This window comes from Bacillus sp. N6, assembly GCF_052805735.1.
This window is the reverse complement of the sequence record NZ_CM127843.1, coordinates 4,448,987-4,464,496: the sequence shown is the minus strand read 5'-3', so window position 1 is coordinate 4,464,496 and position 15,510 is coordinate 4,448,987. Positions and strand designations below refer to the sequence as shown.

Below are 15,510 nucleotides of genomic sequence, written 5' to 3'. Positions count from 1 at the left end.
AAAAAATTCATAGTAGCTTGTATCATTTTTTTCTCCCTCCCTTAATATATATAAAATTAGCAAGCCATATTGAGTGGATTTTCTAACGATAGGAAATGTAATTCTACTAAGAGTGAACTTCACGCGGGACGGACTCTTATAGGATTTGTAACGTATAGATACAGTCCTTTAGAGCAGGGATAAAAGGGGGGACAAAAGTGATTGAAATTTGCTTCGAAGAAAAAAATGATGCTATGCACGTATATAGACAATTGCTGAAAAGAGCGGAAGTATTATATAAGGAAACGAGTGTGTATTTACAGGAACAAAAAGTGGTGATTCACATACCAGTACGTGAATCAAATTATATTGAAAAGATCTTATTGCCGGTAATGGTGTATTTTATTGTGAATGTGAAACAAAATGAGTGGATTTATACGATCTTAAAAGAAAAGTTTTTTTATGAAGAACAAGAAGAGTGTCATCAAATATTGCACATGGCACATGAGATTTTAAAGGGAAGAAGAAAAGGTGTAGCTCAGGATTTAACGCGTAACGCATTTGAGTCATATATTAAGTCTTCTTTAAATAATTGGCTTTGTGATCCGCTCTCATTCTCGTTTTCATCATATATCCGTTTTCGTCTTCGTACATATAGGGAAATGGTGGCTAAACTTGCGGAAGTGGCAATTGATGAATATAAGATGGAGCAAGAATACCAAATGTTCATTGAGACGCTTCGGCAACAAGTAAGTAGCCGTAAATCACGCTTGTCCTGCGTGCATCTTATTTTTGATGAAAGCTTTATCTTTTATGATGATAAAGGTAGACGTTTAAAACAGGAGAAGTTGGTCCAATATATAGATGAGGAATTGTTAAAGCAAAATGATGTATATATTGATACGAAAGTAATTGCGCCGCTTCTTTCTATTTCGCCCAAAAAGATTTATTTATATACGAAAGAACAAGACCATAATATGATTATTACTTTGCGAAATGTGTTTCAAGAACGGGTCCAATTACATGGATTACATGATTTTGAGCGCAATGTGAAAAATTTAAAAAATAAAGGTAACGCCCTTGATTTTCTAAGTTTTTGAGCATATAATTACCTACATAAATGAAATATATCGAAATGTTATGATGAGGACATGAGTAGTTTTCTACGATTTTCAGAGAGGGAAGCCTTAGGGTGTGAGCTTCCTAGTACGGGATTATTACTTACCACCTCTAAACTTTAGCAGTGAACGGTTTTTCTAGTAATTGCTAACGGACAACACCGTTATGTTGAACTTGAGCAATTAACAATTATGTTAATTGGAACAAGGGTGGAACCACGAATTCAACACTCGTCCCTTTTTACGGGATGAGTGTTTTTTATTTTGAGAAAAAGAGGAGTGACCAGTGATGGCAGATGTAGTTAAAATTACTTTCCCTGATGGAGCTGTGAAGGAGTTTCCAAAAGGCGTAACAACTGAAGAAATCGCAGCTTCTATTAGCCCAGGCTTAAAGAAAAAAGCTGTAGCTGGAAAATTAAACGATGAGATGATCGATCTTGTTACACCAATCGAAGAAGATGGTGCAGTTTCTATTATTACATTAGATTCTGAAGATGGCTTATATATTTTACGCCATTCAACAGCCCACCTTTTAGCACAAGCGTTAAAACGTTTATATAAAGATGTTAAGCTTGAGCTTGGCATTGGTCCAGTAATTGAAAATGGCTTCTATTACGATATCGATATGGAAGAAGCTATTACAGTTGAAGACTTCAAGAAAATCGAAAAAGAAATGCAAAAAATCGTGAACGAAAACTTAGAAATCGTTCGTCATGAAGTACCACGTGCAGAAGCACTTCGTCGCTTTGAAGAAATTGGTGATGAGTTAAAATTAGATTTAATTAACGATCTTCCAGAGGATGCAGTTATTTCAATCTATGAGCAAGGCGAATTCTTCGACCTTTGCCGTGGTGTTCACCTTCCATCTACAGGGAAAATTAAAGTGTTTAAATTATTAAGCGTTGCAGGTGCTTACTGGCGCGGCGATAGCAATAATAAAATGTTACAACGTATTTACGGTACTGCATTCGTTAAGAAAGCAGAATTAGATGAGCACTTACGTATGCTTGAAGAAGCGAAAGAGCGCGATCACCGTAAATTAGGTAAAGAATTAAAACTATTTACTAATAGCCAAAAAGTAGGACAAGGTTTACCACTTTGGTTACCAAAGGGTGCAACAATTCGTCGTATTATCGAGCGTTACATCGTTGATAAAGAAGCAAGCTTAGGCTATGATCACGTATACACTCCAGTATTAGGAAGTAGAGAGTTATATGAAACTTCTGGTCACTGGAATCACTACCGTGATGGCATGTTCCCATCAATGGAAATGGATAGTGAAGAATTAGTTCTTCGTCCAATGAACTGTCCTCACCATATGATGGTTTATAAAAATGATATTCACAGCTACCGTGAATTACCAATCCGTATTGCGGAACTTGGAACAATGCACCGTTATGAAATGTCAGGTGCGTTATCTGGGTTACAACGTGTACGCGGAATGACTTTAAACGATGCGCACATTTTCGTTCGTCCAGATCAAATTAAAGAAGAGTTAAAACGTGTTGTAAACTTAACTCTAGAAGTGTACAAAGATTTCGGTTTAGAGAACTACTCATTCCGTCTATCTTATCGTGATCCAGCAGATACTAAAAAGTATTATGCGGATGATGAGATGTGGGAAAAAGCACAAGGTATGTTAAAAGAAGCTATGGATGAAATGGGTCTTGATTACTATGAAGCTGAAGGTGAAGCAGCATTCTACGGTCCAAAACTTGATGTTCAAGTTCGTACTGCTCTTGGAAAAGACGAAACACTTTCAACTGTACAATTAGACTTCTTACTTCCAGAACGCTTTGAATTAACTTATGTTGGCGAAGACGGTAAGCAACATCGTCCAGTTGTAATTCACCGTGGTGTTGTATCAACTATGGAACGCTTCGTAGCCTTCTTAATTGAAGAATACAAAGGTGCATTCCCAACTTGGTTAGCTCCAGTTCAAGTACAAGTAATTCCAGTTTCTCCGCAAGTACATTTAGACTATGCGAAGAAAGTACAAGACGAATTGCGTCGTGCTGGTATCCGTGTTGAATTAGACACTCGTGAAGAGAAGATCGGTTACAAAATCCGTGAAGCACAAATGCAAAAAATTCCGTACATGCTTGTAGTAGGTGACAATGAAGTAACTGAAAACGGCGTAAACGTACGTAAATATGGTGAACAAAAATCAGAAACAATCGCATTAGATGCTTTTGTTGATATGATTAAAGTAGAAGGAAAACGATAAGAAAAAGCCGCGGTATACCGCGGCTTTTCTTTGTAATATAAAAGAGAAAAACTAGAAAAAATAACCATGTAACACTTATCATAAAAAAGTATTGCAAGTATGTTAGTTGTTTGTTACAATATTTCTTGTTGTTAGTAAAACACATCGCGTCTTCTTGACAGACGTCATGTCCTATGATAAACTCATCAAGGATAATAGAATATTGTTTTGTGGAACAAGTAGAAGCACCCGCTTCTCACCTGATGGACGCATTCGCAGTTAGCAGGTAAATGTATTTCTTACTTAAGATTTTACAAGTGTGGGTGTCGTATGCCCGCACTTTTTTTGTCGGGTTCTATGACTACAAAATATGTTCTGAGAAAACCTTGGAGGTGGCTTACTATTAGCAAGGATATGATGATTAACGAGCAAATTCGTGCACGTGAAGTACGTTTAGTTGGCGCAAATGGCGATCAACTTGGAATCAAGTCTCGTAATGACGCTTTAGACTTAGCTGCAAATCTTAATCTTGATTTAGTATTAGTTGCTCCAAATGCGAAACCGCCAGTATGCCGCATTATGGACTACGGTAAATTCCGCTTTGAGCAACAGAAGAAAGAAAAAGAGCAGCGCAAAAATCAAAAAGTAATTAGCATGAAAGAAGTTCGTTTAAGTCCAACAATTGATGAACACGACTTTAACACAAAACTTCGTAATGCTATCAAGTTTTTAGAGAAAGGCGACAAGGTTAAAGCGTCAATTCGCTTTAAAGGACGTGCCATTACTCATAAAGAAATCGGTCAACGTGTTTTAGATCGCTTCTCAGAAGCTTGTGCTGAAGTTAGTACAGTTGAATCTAAGCCTAAAATGGAAGGACGCAGTATGTTCTTAGTTTTAGCACCGAAAAACGATAAGTAATAGATAGAGGAGGAAATACCTATGCCTAAACAAAAAACTCATCGCGGCGCTGCAAAGCGTTTCAAAAAGACTGGATCAGGTAAACTGAAACGTTCTCACGCTTACACAAGCCATTTATTCGCTAACAAATCTACAAAAGCTAAACGTAAACTACGTAAAGCTGGTGTAGTAAGCGCTGGTGACTTCAAACGCATTCGTCAAATGCTTGACAACTTAAAATAAGTTCGGCTGATATATAGAACAATTAGGAGGTAATATTATGCCAAGAGTAAAAGGTGGTACAGTTACTCGTCAACGTCGTAAAAAAGTAATTAAATTAGCAAAAGGTTACTACGGTTCAAAAAATACATTATTCAAGGTTGCTAACCAACAGGTTATGAAATCTCTAATGTATGCATTCCGTGACCGCCGTCAAAAGAAACGTGACTTCCGTAAATTATGGATTACACGTATCAACGCAGCAGCTCGTATGAATGGTCTTTCTTACAGCCGCTTAATGCACGGTCTTAAAAATGCTGGCATCGAAGTTAACCGCAAGATGCTTGCTGACTTAGCTGTTCATGACGAAAAAGCTTTCGCTGAATTAGCAACAGTTGCAAAAAACAACATTAACTAATTAATTAGTTGAAACCTTAGAAGAATTTTCTTCTAAGGTTTTTTTGTTTGTGTTCAGAGAGAAGTTTGAAGTTCTAAAGATTAACGGATGTGTTGTTATCGATATGACAAAATCAACATAAAAACTATAGTGATATAGAAGAATATATATATGAAGTCAGGAGAATCCTCCTGGCTTTTTTTAATTATGCACGTTTGGAAAGAAGAGTATCTTTCCTAGCCGAAACGACACTGCTATAATGGAAAGATGATATGGAACTTTCATCAGATGAACAATTTAAGAGTGATGACTGAAACGTATTTGCAAATTAAGGACAAGCTATTTTATAAAGAGGTAGATAGCTGACTTATTCATAAGAACTGAAACATAATAATGAACTTTGAGATGAAACAACATTGTTGCGTAAAATGCGATGTTGGAGGAGGACAATAGAATGGACTTACTACAACTATTTAAATTACAAAAAGAATTAGATGACCGTATTGCAAAAGAACATGACTTACAACCGAAAAAATTGTTAAAAGAAAAAATGTTAGCTCTTCTTGTAGAAATTGGTGAACTTGCAAATGAAACACGTTGTTTTAAATATTGGAGCAACAAACCAGCTTCGGAACGTGAAGTAATATTAGAAGAATACGTAGATGGTTTGCATTTTATTTTATCAATCGGAATTGATTTAGGTATTGATAAAAACTTCTTATTCTATAAATGTGCACAAACGAATAAAACACAAGTGGAAATTTTCTTAGACACATATGCGAAAGTAATTCGTTTTACAGATCAACCATCTATTACAAACTATATTGAATTATTTACGAGCTATCTTCGACTTGGACAAGCACTTGAATTTGAGCAAGAAGAGATTGAAAAAGCATATTTAGATAAAAATGAGGTAAATCATCAGCGTCAAACACAAGGATACTAATTTAATTTTTGAATATTTCAATTTAATTATTGTATAATGAATTGACTGAAGAAAAAGGAGGGTGTTGGCAATGACAAAATTAGACGCGACATTGACAATGCTAAAAGAATTAACGGATGCACGTGGTATTGCTGGTAACGAACGTGAACCACGTGAAGTAATGAAGAAATATATCGAGCCGTTTGCGGACGAACTTTCTACTGATAATTTAGGGAGTTTAGTTGCGAAAAAAGTAGGGGAAGAAAACGGTCCGAAAATTATGGTTGCAGGTCATTTAGATGAAGTTGGATTTATGATTACACAAATCGATGACAAAGGTTTCCTTCGCTTCCAAACGGTTGGTGGCTGGTGGTCACAAGTTATGCTTGCACAGCGCGTGACGATTGTAACGCGTAAAGGAGATGTAACAGGTGTAATTGGTTCAAAACCACCGCACATTTTACCTCCAGAAGCTCGTAAAAAGCCAGTTGAAATTAAAGACATGTTCATCGATATCGGTGCTTCTAGCCAAGAAGAAGCGATGGAGTGGGGCGTACGACCAGGAGATCAAGTTGTACCGTACTTTGAATTCCAAGTGATGAAGAATGAAAAAATGTTACTTGCAAAAGCGTGGGATAACCGAATCGGTTGTGCAATTGCAATTGACGTATTAAAACAACTAAAAGATGAAAAGCATCCAAACGTTGTATACGGCGTTGGAACTGTACAAGAAGAAGTTGGTCTTCGTGGTGCAAAAACATCTGCGAATTATATTAAACCAGATATCGCGTTCGCAGTAGATGTTGGTATCGCTGGAGATACACCGGGTGTAACGTCAAAAGAAGCGCAAAGTAAAATGGGCGATGGACCACAAATCATTTTATATGATGCTTCTGTTATTGGACATACAGGTTTACGTGATTTCGTAGTTGATGTTGCTGATGAATTACAAATCCCGTATCAATATGATTCAGTAGCGGGCGGAGGAACGGATGCGGGTGCGATTCACATTGCTGTAAATGGTATTCCTTCTATGGCAATTACAATTGCAACGCGCTATATCCATTCTCATGCGGCAATGTTACATCGTGATGATTATGAAAATGCAGTGAAGTTAATTGTAGAAGTTATTAAACGTCTTGATAAAGAGGCTGTACATAACATTACATTTAATTAATAGAAAAAGCGAAGGAGATTCTCCTTCGCTTTTTTATGTTTTAAAAAGGCCGTTCTAATCCCGCTGCAGTATGAGCGCCTAAAATAATTAAACGAGTTAATTGCATCGCCATAAAATGCGGGGTATATATCATTCCTCTTTTAAGCCATGACATAATCATCCCTAGATGGGCACCAGTAACATAACTAATGAGAATATCGCGTGGAACCATTAGTTTTTCATCGTTAGGTTGTGAAATAGAGAGGCTTAATGTTAAATGCGTTTGAATTGCTTTCATCATCTTATACGTATAGTTTCCGGCAGCTTTATCACCAAGCATGACGTTATAGAAGTTAGTGTTTTCTGCAATATGTTCGAACAAGGCCAAAAAACTTGGATGTGGCGAATCAAATGTTAGTTGGAAATCTTCTTTATTTCTATTTCTCGGTTTAATTACTTCAGTTAGCTTTTCTAACATTTCTTCAATGCTTTTGTCTAGTAAGTCATATTTATCGTGGTAATGGCTATAAAATGTAGCGCGGTTTACAGGAGCGCGTTCTGCAATATGTTGAACAGTAACATTTTCAAAACCTTTTTCGCCTACTAAAGCGACAAAAGCATCCTGTATGAGTTGTCTCGTCCGTTTTACACGTGGATCATTTGTATTTTTAATAGACATTTTTATTTCCCCTCGTTTAATTTTCTGTACTTAAACAACATATTGGTATTATATTGTTGTTTAAACGACATTTCATACGTAAATTGTCGGTTGTAGATTCAAAATAATTATTTATAATTATAAACGATAGTCCTTCAGAAATCAGCACCGCTCGCAGGTAGATAAATTTCGATTTACGCTGCAGATGGTGTGATTTTTTTGTTAAAAGGTTAATATAATTAACAATTAAACAATCTAAACAATAAGGACATAAATAGTTTAGAAAAAAATTATATGCGATATAAGGAGAGGAATGCAATGAATCAGTTTCGAAGAATGGTAATTATCAACATTATCACATTAATTGTACTAGTTGGCGGCGGTATTGGCGGTTATTACTATTACAATCAAACGGAAAATTACTTAAAAACAGACAATGCAAAGATTGATGGAAAGGTAATTCCGGTTGCTTCACCAGTAGCAGGTAAACTAACTGACTGGAAAGCTGAAGTAGGAAAAAATTATAATGAGAACGATAAATTAGGTACTGTTACTGTAGCGGCAGCTAATGGAGAACAAACAGTAGATGTAACAATTCCACAAAATGCAACAGTTGTACAATCAAACGCAACAACAAATGCTTTCGTTGGAGCAGGTAGCCCGATTGCTTATGCATTTGATATGAACAATTTATGGGTAACAGCAAACATTGAAGAAACAGATGTTGATGATGTTCAAAAAGGTCAAGATGTAGATGTGTATGTAGATGCATACCCAGATACAACGTTAACAGGAAAAGTAGAACAAGTTGGCCTAACAACAGCGAATACATTCTCTATGTTGCCATCAAGCAACGCAACAGCGAACTATACGAAAGTAACACAAGTAGTACCAGTTAAAATTTCTTTAGATCATAGCAAATCAGTAAATATTGTTCCTGGCATGAATGTGACAGTTCGTATTCATAAGTAAGGGGGAGATGAGATGTCCTCAATTGTAATTGCAGGATATGCACTATTTTGTATAATCGTCTTCTTCCTTGTAAATCGTCTTTTACGAAAGAAAAAAACGAAAATGGGAGAAGAACAAGTCCCAGCCGTAAGTAAAATAGAAGTAAGTAAAGTTGAAACAGAAGAGAAAGAAATTGAACGAAAGCAAGAATCGGAAATTTCTAATGTAGTTGAGTTAGAAACAGGAAAGCAAGAAGAAGTAAAACAAGAAAAAGAAGTGCCGAAAAAACAAATGTCTATGCCTGTAGAGAATGTGAACGTAAAAGCAGTTGTAGCTGTATTAATTCTCGGCATGTTCGTTTCTATTTTAAACCAAACAATCATTAACGTTGCATTACCTCCGTTAATGAATGAATTTAATGTATCAACTTCAACAGCACAATGGTTAATTACAGGCTTCATGCTTGTAAATGGTATTTTAGTACCGATTAGTGCCTTTTTAGTTTCACGATTTACGTATCGTAAATTATTCGTAGCAGCAATGTTATTCTTCACGGTAGGATCTATCATTTGTGCTACTTCAGGAAACTTTACAATGATGATGACAGGTCGCGTAATTCAAGCAGTTGGTGCGGGTATTTTAATGCCGGTTGGTATGAATATCTTTATGACGTTATTCCCGCCTCATAAACGCGGAGCGGCGATGGGATTACTAGGTGTAGCGATGATTTTAGCGCCAGCTATCGGACCAACTGTAACAGGTTGGGTGATTGAAAACTATAGCTGGAACTTAATGTTCTATGCGATGTTTATTATTGGTTTAATTATTACGTTCCTATCTTTAAAATTCTTTACACTAGCTCAGCCAGTGTCTAAAACGAAATTAGATATATTCGGTGTGGTTAGTTCAAGTATTGGACTAGGAAGCTTATTGTACGGGTTTAGTGAAGCTGGAAATAATAGTTGGACTAGTGCAGAAGTCATTATTTCACTTGTTATCGGTGTAATTGGTTTAGCGTTATTTATTTGGAGAGAGTTAACAACGGACAATAAAATGCTTGATTTACAAGTATTTAAATATCCAGTATTTACTTTTACTTTAGTAATTAACGCAATCGTTACGATGGCATTATTCGGAGGTATGTTATTGCTTCCAGTATATCTGCAAAACATTCGTGGCTTTACGCCAATTGAATCTGGTTTACTACTTCTTCCAGGATCATTAATTATGGGGATCATGGGACCAGTAGCGGGTAAATTATTCGATAAATATGGCATTCGTCCATTAGCGATAATTGGATTGGCAATTACGACGTATGCGACATATGAATTTACAAAATTATCGATGGATACACCGTATAGCGTTATTATGACGGATTATATTATACGTTCAATTGGTATGTCATTCATTATGATGCCAATTATGACAGCTGGTATGAACGCGCTACCGATGAAATTAATTTCTCACGGTACAGCAACGCAAAATACGTCAAGACAAGTAGCTGGTTCAATCGGAACAGCGATTTTAATCACACTTATGACGCAACAAACGACTGCTCACGTAGCAGATTACGGCAACATGTTAACAACATCAAACCCAATTTTAGTTGATAAAGTACACGGCATGGGTCAAAGCTTAGCGGCCTTAGCTGGATCAGCTCAAGCAGGAGACGCGATGAGCACACAACTATTATATGGACAAATTTCAAAGCTATCTGCAATTAACGGTATTAACGATGCCTTCTTAATTGCAACGATACTTGCAGGGATTGCTTGGGTGTTATCGTTCTTCTTACCATCAGGTAATAAACCAAATAGAAAAGCAGGGAATTAATTTCCCTGCTTTTTTGCCTTTTTAAAGAGTGAGATATAAAAAATGATAACCAGTTGCGGAGCACAGCCCTGTTATAAACAAAATTGTCCCCATAGAACAAATACTCGATATTTGCCTACCGCTTATAATAGCTAATAGTCCAGCTAAAGAGAAGAAGCACCAATATAAAGTTCCCGAAATTGGAACCATCCCCTCTAAATCTATTCCAGAACCTATACAAACAATAGGAACAACGATGAGTAATATGCTAGTGAAACCAGCTATAATGGTAAGTAATTTACGATGTTTCATGCCAGCAATAATTAAAAAAATGCCGACGATGAATTCGCATAACATTAAAGTAAGAGCCAAAATCATCCAAGTTAATATTCCAAACACTTCTGTATTACCTCCGATTTGTGGGTTTCAAAAAATGTTATATATAGAATGAATCACCTACAGACATGAGTACCCAGAAAATAACCCCTAATATTCCAATGGTAAAAATAATGAATCCCGTATTACGTATACTTTTAATTTTGGCTTGTACTCCACTTACCCCTGCTAATAATCCAGTTAAAGAAAATAGGGTCCAGTAAAGAGCAGTTGGAATCGGGAAAATTGTATCGATATGAATCCCTACACTTAAAAGAACAAAAGGTAGTGTGACAAAGGATAGGCTAAGTAGCCCCATTAAACCAACGAGTAATTTCCGATATTTAATCCCCGTTACTATTAAAAAAATACCACCAGCAATCCCGCATAGTAAGAGAAGTGGCGTGAAAAGCATCCAAATAATACTGAACATATGTAAACTCCTTTATGTGAATTAAGTTATATTTTACTACATGAGGTTTATTTTGGATATTATTAATGAGTATATATAAATTGAAGGGAATGGGTAATAACGATACGGATTATCAAAAACGCTAACCGCAGAAGAGTTTGAAGTTATGATAAAAGAGTAAAGAGAGGTATCGCGATGATACCTCTTTTTAACTCAAGAATGCCAACATGTTATTCATAATATGAAATAACATAGCTGGAATAATGGACTTTGTTTTTTTACATAAAATGGCCATTAATAATCCCATAAAGAAAGTAATTACCATTACCCCAAGTGAGTATGTATGAGCGATACCGAAGAAGAAACTTGTTATGATGGCTGCAATCCAAAATGGAAAGCGTTCTGAGAAGAAGCGAAGTATAAAACCACGGAAAATAAGTTCTTCAAAAATGGGTGTGAGTATTGCAAAGCTGAGAAGTAATAATATTTGATATTGCTTAAAGACGTCTAAGCTTAGTGCGGAAGATTGCTGCTTTGTTGCGTCTTGGAACACATAATTTAACAAGATGTAATTGAGTATGATGTTGATAACGAAGAAAAGAAGTAAGTATACGTATGTGCGCCATTCTTTCAGTGTTTTAAAGTTAAAAGATTTTAGTAGTAATTTTTTTGCGGGTTCGAATTTAAAAATGAAGAATAACAATACAGCTAGTTGTAATACGGTACTTGCAGTATTTGCAATAGATTCATACAGGGCAACTTGTTTTTTATCTGTAAGACCTGCTGTATAAATTGTTAATGGCATTGCGAGGAACACAGTAATAAGTCCAGTCCCAAAAAAGGCGAATAAAACAGAGCTAATAAATTGTCCCCATGACATCGAGTGTTTTTGTTCATTAGAAAGCTGTGTAGCGGGTTGCATTTGTAAAATCACCTCTTTTATATTTGTATATTTAATTATAAAGTAAAATGTTTTTGAATGTAATATTTAAATATTACATATAAAGTGAAACTTTAATCATTGGGGAGGTTCATCCCCCACTGATTATCAGCCCTCACCAATCGGGCTTTTACGGGCAGTTGATTCCCCACCTAACTTCCTCGTCTTTGCTGAATTTCGAGGTGGGGGTCTTACTGCCCGTTAATGCGGGATAAAGGTTTATTTTCCATAAAATAATAAAAGAGGTATCACCCTGTAGTGATGCCTCTTTCTCATTGATAACTATGTTCTGCCTTGTTATTCAATTTTGCTTGCTCTATTTGCAATTCACGCTCTACCAATCGATCTAATTGCTGAATAGCTTTAAGTGCTTTTTCATAAGAAATCGTTCTATAATGATGAGCTCCGCCTGGTTCTTCATCTGCTTCGTCTGCCCATTTAATAATGTTTTGAAGAGATGTTCTTTCAATTTCTTGTTCCACTAAGAAAGAATCTGTATGCAGAAGAATTGCGATAGAAATTTCTTTTGCTAGTTTTGGATGTTCTCCTAATCTAATAAGCAATTTATGTGCTCTTTCAGCACCTTTAATTGCATGGATATCATTCTTTTTATATAAGTCATAGTCCCATTCGCCGCCTGTGTACCACGTATGATGTCCGATATCATGAAGGAAACCGGCTTTTGTCGCAGCATCGACTGAGGCGTGATGCTTTTTGGCTAGGTGAAACGCATGGTAAGCGACAGCGATCGCGTGGACCATTCCAGAACGGTTTACGTATTTTTGTGTAATGTGATGTTTAAAAACTTGTTCAAGCGTAATACGGTGCATAAAACATTCACTCCTTTTATCTAATGATGTATACGAAGAAAAATCGATCGGTTTAAATGTATTTTGAACATTGTACTCCATCATAGTTCGTTAGTAAAGTAGAAATGTTTAGGAGAAGAAAAATTTTTTTCGTAAAAAAATCACCTTAGCTTATGCGAAGGTGATTTTCAAATTGCTTATTTTTTTAATCCTTGCTCTAGTGTTTCTAACATTTCGTGCTTTTCATTTTCATCAGCGTTTTTCCAAATGACTTCAAATAAAACACCAAGACCTGGAAGCATTTTTTCTTCACCGCTTTGAATTGCATCGACAATTGTTTCTTGTAATTGATCTTGTGAATTACCAGATACATTCGCTAATACGGCACCGCGTAAATTAAAACTCATTGCTTTCACCTCTTCTTCAGAATTGAAACTGACGTTAGTTTTTGTTCTTTTTTATGTAAATATGTATGAAAAATAGGCTATAATGATAAGACAAGAAGAGAGGGAAATACATATTATGAAAAACATTGATTCAGTACAAAATCCGCGTGTAAAGCAGTGGAAAAAGCTGCAAACGAAAAAAGAACGCGATAAAAAAGGTTTATTTTTTGTAGAAGGATTTCACTTAGTCGAGGAAGCTCTGAAGGCAGGAATTGTAACAGAACTTATCGTTTCAGATCAGACAGACCTTCCGAAAGATTGGACAGTTAATGATGTGGAAATGTATATCGTGCCTGAGGCGATTGTAAAAATACTTCGTGAAACAGAAACGACGCAAGGTGTATTTGCTGTTTGTGAGAAGCATGAGAAAGAAGTAGCTCTTACTGATGGGAAATTCCTTTTATTAGATGGCCTGCAAGACCCAGGTAATTTAGGAACAATTATTCGTACAGCTGATGCAGCTGGTATTCACGCCGTTGTGCTTGGAGAAGGTTGTGTTGATGTTTACAATAGTAAAGTACTCCGCTCTACACAAGGCTCTATTTTCCACTTACCAATTGTAAAAGGGAACTTAGAAGAATGGGTAGACAAGTTAAAAGAAAATAACGTTCCTGTATATGGAACAGCTCTTGAAAATGGAGTTCCGTATGGTGAAGTAACTCCGGCTGGAAGTTTTGCATTAATTGTTGGAAATGAAGGAAATGGCGTACGCCAAGAAATTCTTGCAAAAACGGATCAAAACTTGTATATTCCGATTTACGGTGGGGCAGAATCATTAAATGTTGCGGTTGCAGCAGGGATTTTAACGTATTATTTGCAAAGCCCGGTTGCGAACAAATAAAAAACTTCTTATAATAAGTTGAAGTACATTATATTAAAAGTTAAATAACGAAAAACGTTGATAGAGAAGAGTAGCTTACAAAATCGCCATATAGGGAGAGAATGCCGTAGACTGAAAGCATTCTTATGGTAGACGGAAGTGAATTCACCTCTGGAGTTGACGCCAGGACCATATATATGTAAAGGCGTTCCGGTCAGAATTGATCGTTATAACTAATGAGTGGGCAGACTTGTTCTGTCAATTTAGGGTGGTACCGCGAATTTACCTCGTCCCTTTTTGGGAGCGAGGTTTTTTTATTTTTAAAATTAGGAGGGTTCCAAAATGGAAGCACGTTTAAAAGAGCTAAAGCAAAAAGCGTTAGAGCTTATTGAAGAAGCGAAAGAGCTAAAGGGCTTAAACGACGTACGCGTAGCGTATTTAGGAAAAAAAGGTCCAATTACAGAAGTATTACGCGGCATGGGAAAATTATCAGCAGAAGAGCGTCCACGTATGGGAGCATTAGTAAATGAAGTACGTGAAGCGATTCAAACGCGTCTAGAAGACAAAATTGGTAACTTAGAAAAAGCAGTAATTGAAGCGAAATTAGCTACGGAAACAATTGATGTTACATTACCAGGTCGTCCTGTTGAAACAGGTTGTCACCATCCGTTAACAGCTGTTGTTGAACAAATTGAAGATGTATTCATCGGTATGGGTTATGAAGTAGCTGAAGGAACAGAAGTAGAAAAAGACTACTACAACTTCGAAGCACTAAACTTACCGAAAGATCACCCAGCACGTGACATGCAAGATACATTCTACATTACAGAAGAAACGTTACTACGTACACATACATCTTCTGTGCAAGCACGTACGATGGAAAATAATAAAGAAAAAGGCCCAATCAAAATTATCTGTCCTGGTAAAGTGTATCGCCGCGATGATGATGATGCGACGCATTCACATCAGTTCATGCAAATTGAAGGTCTTGTAATTGATAAAAACATTCGTATGAGTGACTTAAAAGGTACACTGCAAGTATTCGTGAAAAAGATGTTCGGTGAAGATCGTGAAATCCGTCTTCGTCCAAGTTTCTTCCCATTCACAGAGCCATCTGTAGAGATGGATATTTCTTGTATGATGTGTCATGGCAAAGGTTGCGGCACTTGTAAAGGAACTGGCTGGATTGAAATTTTAGGCGCAGGTATGGTTCACCCGAACGTACTTGAAATGGCTGGTTATGATTCAAAAGAATATCAAGGTTTCGCATTCGGTATGGGCGCAGAGCGTATCGCAATGTTGAAATACGGCGTAGATGACATTCGTCATTTCTATACAAATGATGTACGTTTCTTACAACAATTCAAACGAGCGTAAGGGAAGGAGAGGA

At 36.5% G+C, this 15,510-nt stretch carries 17 protein-coding genes and 3 other annotated features; of the genes, 11 read left to right on the top strand and 6 right to left on the bottom strand.

Features of this window, described 5'->3' with window-relative positions; genetic code table 11:
• The first annotated feature begins 197 nt into the window (after positions 1-197).
• The 7 genes from ytxC (at position 198) to ACUXVC_RS22955 (ending at position 6,918) form a co-directional block, all read left to right on the top strand.
• Positions 198-1,079 (top strand): putative sporulation protein YtxC, encoded by an 882-nt coding sequence (gene ytxC, locus ACUXVC_RS22985; protein WP_000569629.1) that lies wholly within the window; start codon positions 198-200, stop codon positions 1,077-1,079.
• 31 nt (positions 1,080-1,110) lie between these two features.
• Positions 1,111-1,339, top strand: a binding site (T-box leader).
• 47 nt (positions 1,340-1,386) lie between these two features.
• Positions 1,387-3,324: a threonine--tRNA ligase gene (gene thrS, locus ACUXVC_RS22980; protein ID WP_144465109.1), complete on the top strand. Its 1,938-nt coding sequence runs from the start codon at positions 1,387-1,389 to the stop codon at positions 3,322-3,324.
• Positions 3,325-3,534: 210 nt separating this feature from the next.
• Positions 3,535-3,655: a sequence feature (ribosomal protein L20 leader region), on the top strand.
• Between the two features lie 62 nt (positions 3,656-3,717).
• Complete coding sequence (gene infC, locus ACUXVC_RS22975; RefSeq protein WP_000973215.1) at positions 3,718-4,221, top strand: translation initiation factor IF-3; 504 nt, start codon at positions 3,718-3,720, stop codon at positions 4,219-4,221.
• 21 nt (positions 4,222-4,242) lie between these two features.
• Positions 4,243-4,443: a 50S ribosomal protein L35 gene (gene rpmI, locus ACUXVC_RS22970; RefSeq protein WP_001125945.1), complete on the top strand. Its 201-nt coding sequence runs from the start codon at positions 4,243-4,245 to the stop codon at positions 4,441-4,443.
• A gap of 37 nt (positions 4,444-4,480) precedes the next feature.
• Complete coding sequence (gene rplT, locus ACUXVC_RS22965) at positions 4,481-4,837, top strand: 50S ribosomal protein L20 (RefSeq protein ID WP_001138362.1); 357 nt, start codon at positions 4,481-4,483, stop codon at positions 4,835-4,837.
• A gap of 433 nt (positions 4,838-5,270) precedes the next feature.
• Positions 5,271-5,762 carry a dUTP diphosphatase gene (locus ACUXVC_RS22960; RefSeq protein WP_000365050.1) on the top strand — a complete coding sequence of 164 codons (492 nt, stop codon included), beginning with the start codon at positions 5,271-5,273 and terminating at the stop codon, positions 5,760-5,762.
• Between the two features lie 70 nt (positions 5,763-5,832).
• Positions 5,833-6,918: a M42 family metallopeptidase gene (locus ACUXVC_RS22955; RefSeq protein WP_000163555.1), complete on the top strand. Its 1,086-nt coding sequence runs from the start codon at positions 5,833-5,835 to the stop codon at positions 6,916-6,918.
• Positions 6,919-6,958: 40 nt separating this feature from the next.
• On the opposite strand, the gene ACUXVC_RS22950 is transcribed toward ACUXVC_RS22955, so the two are convergent.
• Positions 6,959-7,576 carry a TetR/AcrR family transcriptional regulator gene (locus ACUXVC_RS22950; RefSeq protein ID WP_000023672.1) on the bottom strand — a complete coding sequence of 206 codons (618 nt, stop codon included), beginning with the start codon at positions 7,574-7,576 and terminating at the stop codon, positions 6,959-6,961.
• A gap of 297 nt (positions 7,577-7,873) precedes the next feature.
• On the opposite strand from ACUXVC_RS22950, the gene ACUXVC_RS22945 reads away from it, so the two are divergent.
• Positions 7,874-8,527 (top strand): HlyD family secretion protein, encoded by a 654-nt coding sequence (locus tag ACUXVC_RS22945; RefSeq protein WP_001071419.1) that lies wholly within the window; start codon positions 7,874-7,876, stop codon positions 8,525-8,527.
• A 12-nt stretch (positions 8,528-8,539) separates the two neighbouring features.
• Positions 8,540-10,339 carry a DHA2 family efflux MFS transporter permease subunit gene (locus ACUXVC_RS22940; protein ID WP_000095293.1) on the top strand — a complete coding sequence of 600 codons (1,800 nt, stop codon included), beginning with the start codon at positions 8,540-8,542 and terminating at the stop codon, positions 10,337-10,339.
• Positions 10,340-10,360: 21 nt separating this feature from the next.
• Here the strand turns inward: ACUXVC_RS22940 and ACUXVC_RS22935 are convergent, their stop codons facing one another.
• The 5 genes from ACUXVC_RS22935 to sspI all read right to left on the bottom strand — a co-directional run bounded on the left by ACUXVC_RS22935 (position 10,361) and on the right by sspI (position 13,261).
• Positions 10,361-10,717: an ammonia permease gene (locus tag ACUXVC_RS22935; protein ID WP_098125963.1), complete on the bottom strand. Its 357-nt coding sequence runs from the start codon at positions 10,715-10,717 to the stop codon at positions 10,361-10,363.
• Positions 10,718-10,754: 37 nt separating this feature from the next.
• Positions 10,755-11,126, bottom strand: a complete 372-nt coding sequence (locus ACUXVC_RS22930; protein WP_088024390.1) for a DNA-binding protein — start codon at positions 11,124-11,126, stop codon at positions 10,755-10,757.
• Between the two features lie 187 nt (positions 11,127-11,313).
• Positions 11,314-12,027, bottom strand: a complete 714-nt coding sequence (locus ACUXVC_RS22925) for a CPBP family intramembrane glutamic endopeptidase (RefSeq protein ID WP_098125964.1) — start codon at positions 12,025-12,027, stop codon at positions 11,314-11,316.
• 290 nt (positions 12,028-12,317) lie between these two features.
• The gene (locus tag ACUXVC_RS22920) at positions 12,318-12,875 is read right to left on the bottom strand and encodes an HD domain-containing protein (protein ID WP_000554803.1); all 558 of its coding nucleotides are present in this window, start codon (positions 12,873-12,875) and stop codon (positions 12,318-12,320) included.
• A gap of 176 nt (positions 12,876-13,051) precedes the next feature.
• Positions 13,052-13,261: a small acid-soluble spore protein SspI gene (gene sspI, locus ACUXVC_RS22915; protein ID WP_000009509.1), complete on the bottom strand. Its 210-nt coding sequence runs from the start codon at positions 13,259-13,261 to the stop codon at positions 13,052-13,054.
• A gap of 82 nt (positions 13,262-13,343) precedes the next feature.
• On the opposite strand from sspI, the gene ACUXVC_RS22910 reads away from it, so the two are divergent.
• A complete protein-coding gene (locus ACUXVC_RS22910; protein WP_001986644.1) occupies positions 13,344-14,141 on the top strand; it encodes a TrmH family RNA methyltransferase in 798 nt (265 codons plus the stop codon).
• Positions 14,142-14,189: 48 nt separating this feature from the next.
• Positions 14,190-14,418 (top strand) — a binding site (T-box leader).
• A 44-nt stretch (positions 14,419-14,462) separates the two neighbouring features.
• The gene (gene pheS / locus ACUXVC_RS22905) at positions 14,463-15,497 is read left to right on the top strand and encodes a phenylalanine--tRNA ligase subunit alpha (protein WP_000388220.1); all 1,035 of its coding nucleotides are present in this window, start codon (positions 14,463-14,465) and stop codon (positions 15,495-15,497) included.
• Positions 15,498-15,510 lie beyond the last annotated feature (13 nt).

What these genes read in the sequence shown, in the direction of transcription:
- rplT (WP_001138362.1), top strand. Translation starts at nt 4,481, where the DNA reads ATGCCAAGAGTAAAAGGTGGTACAGTTACTCGTCAACGTCGTAAAAAA.
- rpmI (WP_001125945.1), top strand. Translation starts at nt 4,243, where the DNA reads ATGCCTAAACAAAAAACTCATCGCGGCGCTGCAAAGCGTTTCAAAAAG.
- ACUXVC_RS22920 (WP_000554803.1), bottom strand. Translation starts at nt 12,875, where the DNA reads ATGCACCGTATTACGCTTGAACAAGTTTTTAAACATCACATTACACAA.
- ACUXVC_RS22940 (WP_000095293.1), top strand. Translation starts at nt 8,540, where the DNA reads ATGTCCTCAATTGTAATTGCAGGATATGCACTATTTTGTATAATCGTC.
- ACUXVC_RS22910 (WP_001986644.1), top strand. Translation starts at nt 13,344, where the DNA reads ATGATAAGACAAGAAGAGAGGGAAATACATATTATGAAAAACATTGAT.
- ACUXVC_RS22930 (WP_088024390.1), bottom strand. Translation starts at nt 11,126, where the DNA reads ATGTTCAGTATTATTTGGATGCTTTTCACGCCACTTCTCTTACTATGC.
- ACUXVC_RS22945 (WP_001071419.1), top strand. Translation starts at nt 7,874, where the DNA reads ATGAATCAGTTTCGAAGAATGGTAATTATCAACATTATCACATTAATT.
- thrS (WP_144465109.1), top strand. Translation starts at nt 1,387, where the DNA reads ATGGCAGATGTAGTTAAAATTACTTTCCCTGATGGAGCTGTGAAGGAG.
- ACUXVC_RS22925 (WP_098125964.1), bottom strand. Translation starts at nt 12,027, where the DNA reads ATGCAACCCGCTACACAGCTTTCTAATGAACAAAAACACTCGATGTCA.
- pheS (WP_000388220.1), top strand. Translation starts at nt 14,463, where the DNA reads ATGGAAGCACGTTTAAAAGAGCTAAAGCAAAAAGCGTTAGAGCTTATT.
- ACUXVC_RS22955 (WP_000163555.1), top strand. Translation starts at nt 5,833, where the DNA reads ATGACAAAATTAGACGCGACATTGACAATGCTAAAAGAATTAACGGAT.
- ACUXVC_RS22960 (WP_000365050.1), top strand. Translation starts at nt 5,271, where the DNA reads ATGGACTTACTACAACTATTTAAATTACAAAAAGAATTAGATGACCGT.
- sspI (WP_000009509.1), bottom strand. Translation starts at nt 13,261, where the DNA reads ATGAGTTTTAATTTACGCGGTGCCGTATTAGCGAATGTATCTGGTAAT.
- ACUXVC_RS22950 (WP_000023672.1), bottom strand. Translation starts at nt 7,576, where the DNA reads ATGTCTATTAAAAATACAAATGATCCACGTGTAAAACGGACGAGACAA.
- infC (WP_000973215.1), top strand. Translation starts at nt 3,718, where the DNA reads ATGATGATTAACGAGCAAATTCGTGCACGTGAAGTACGTTTAGTTGGC.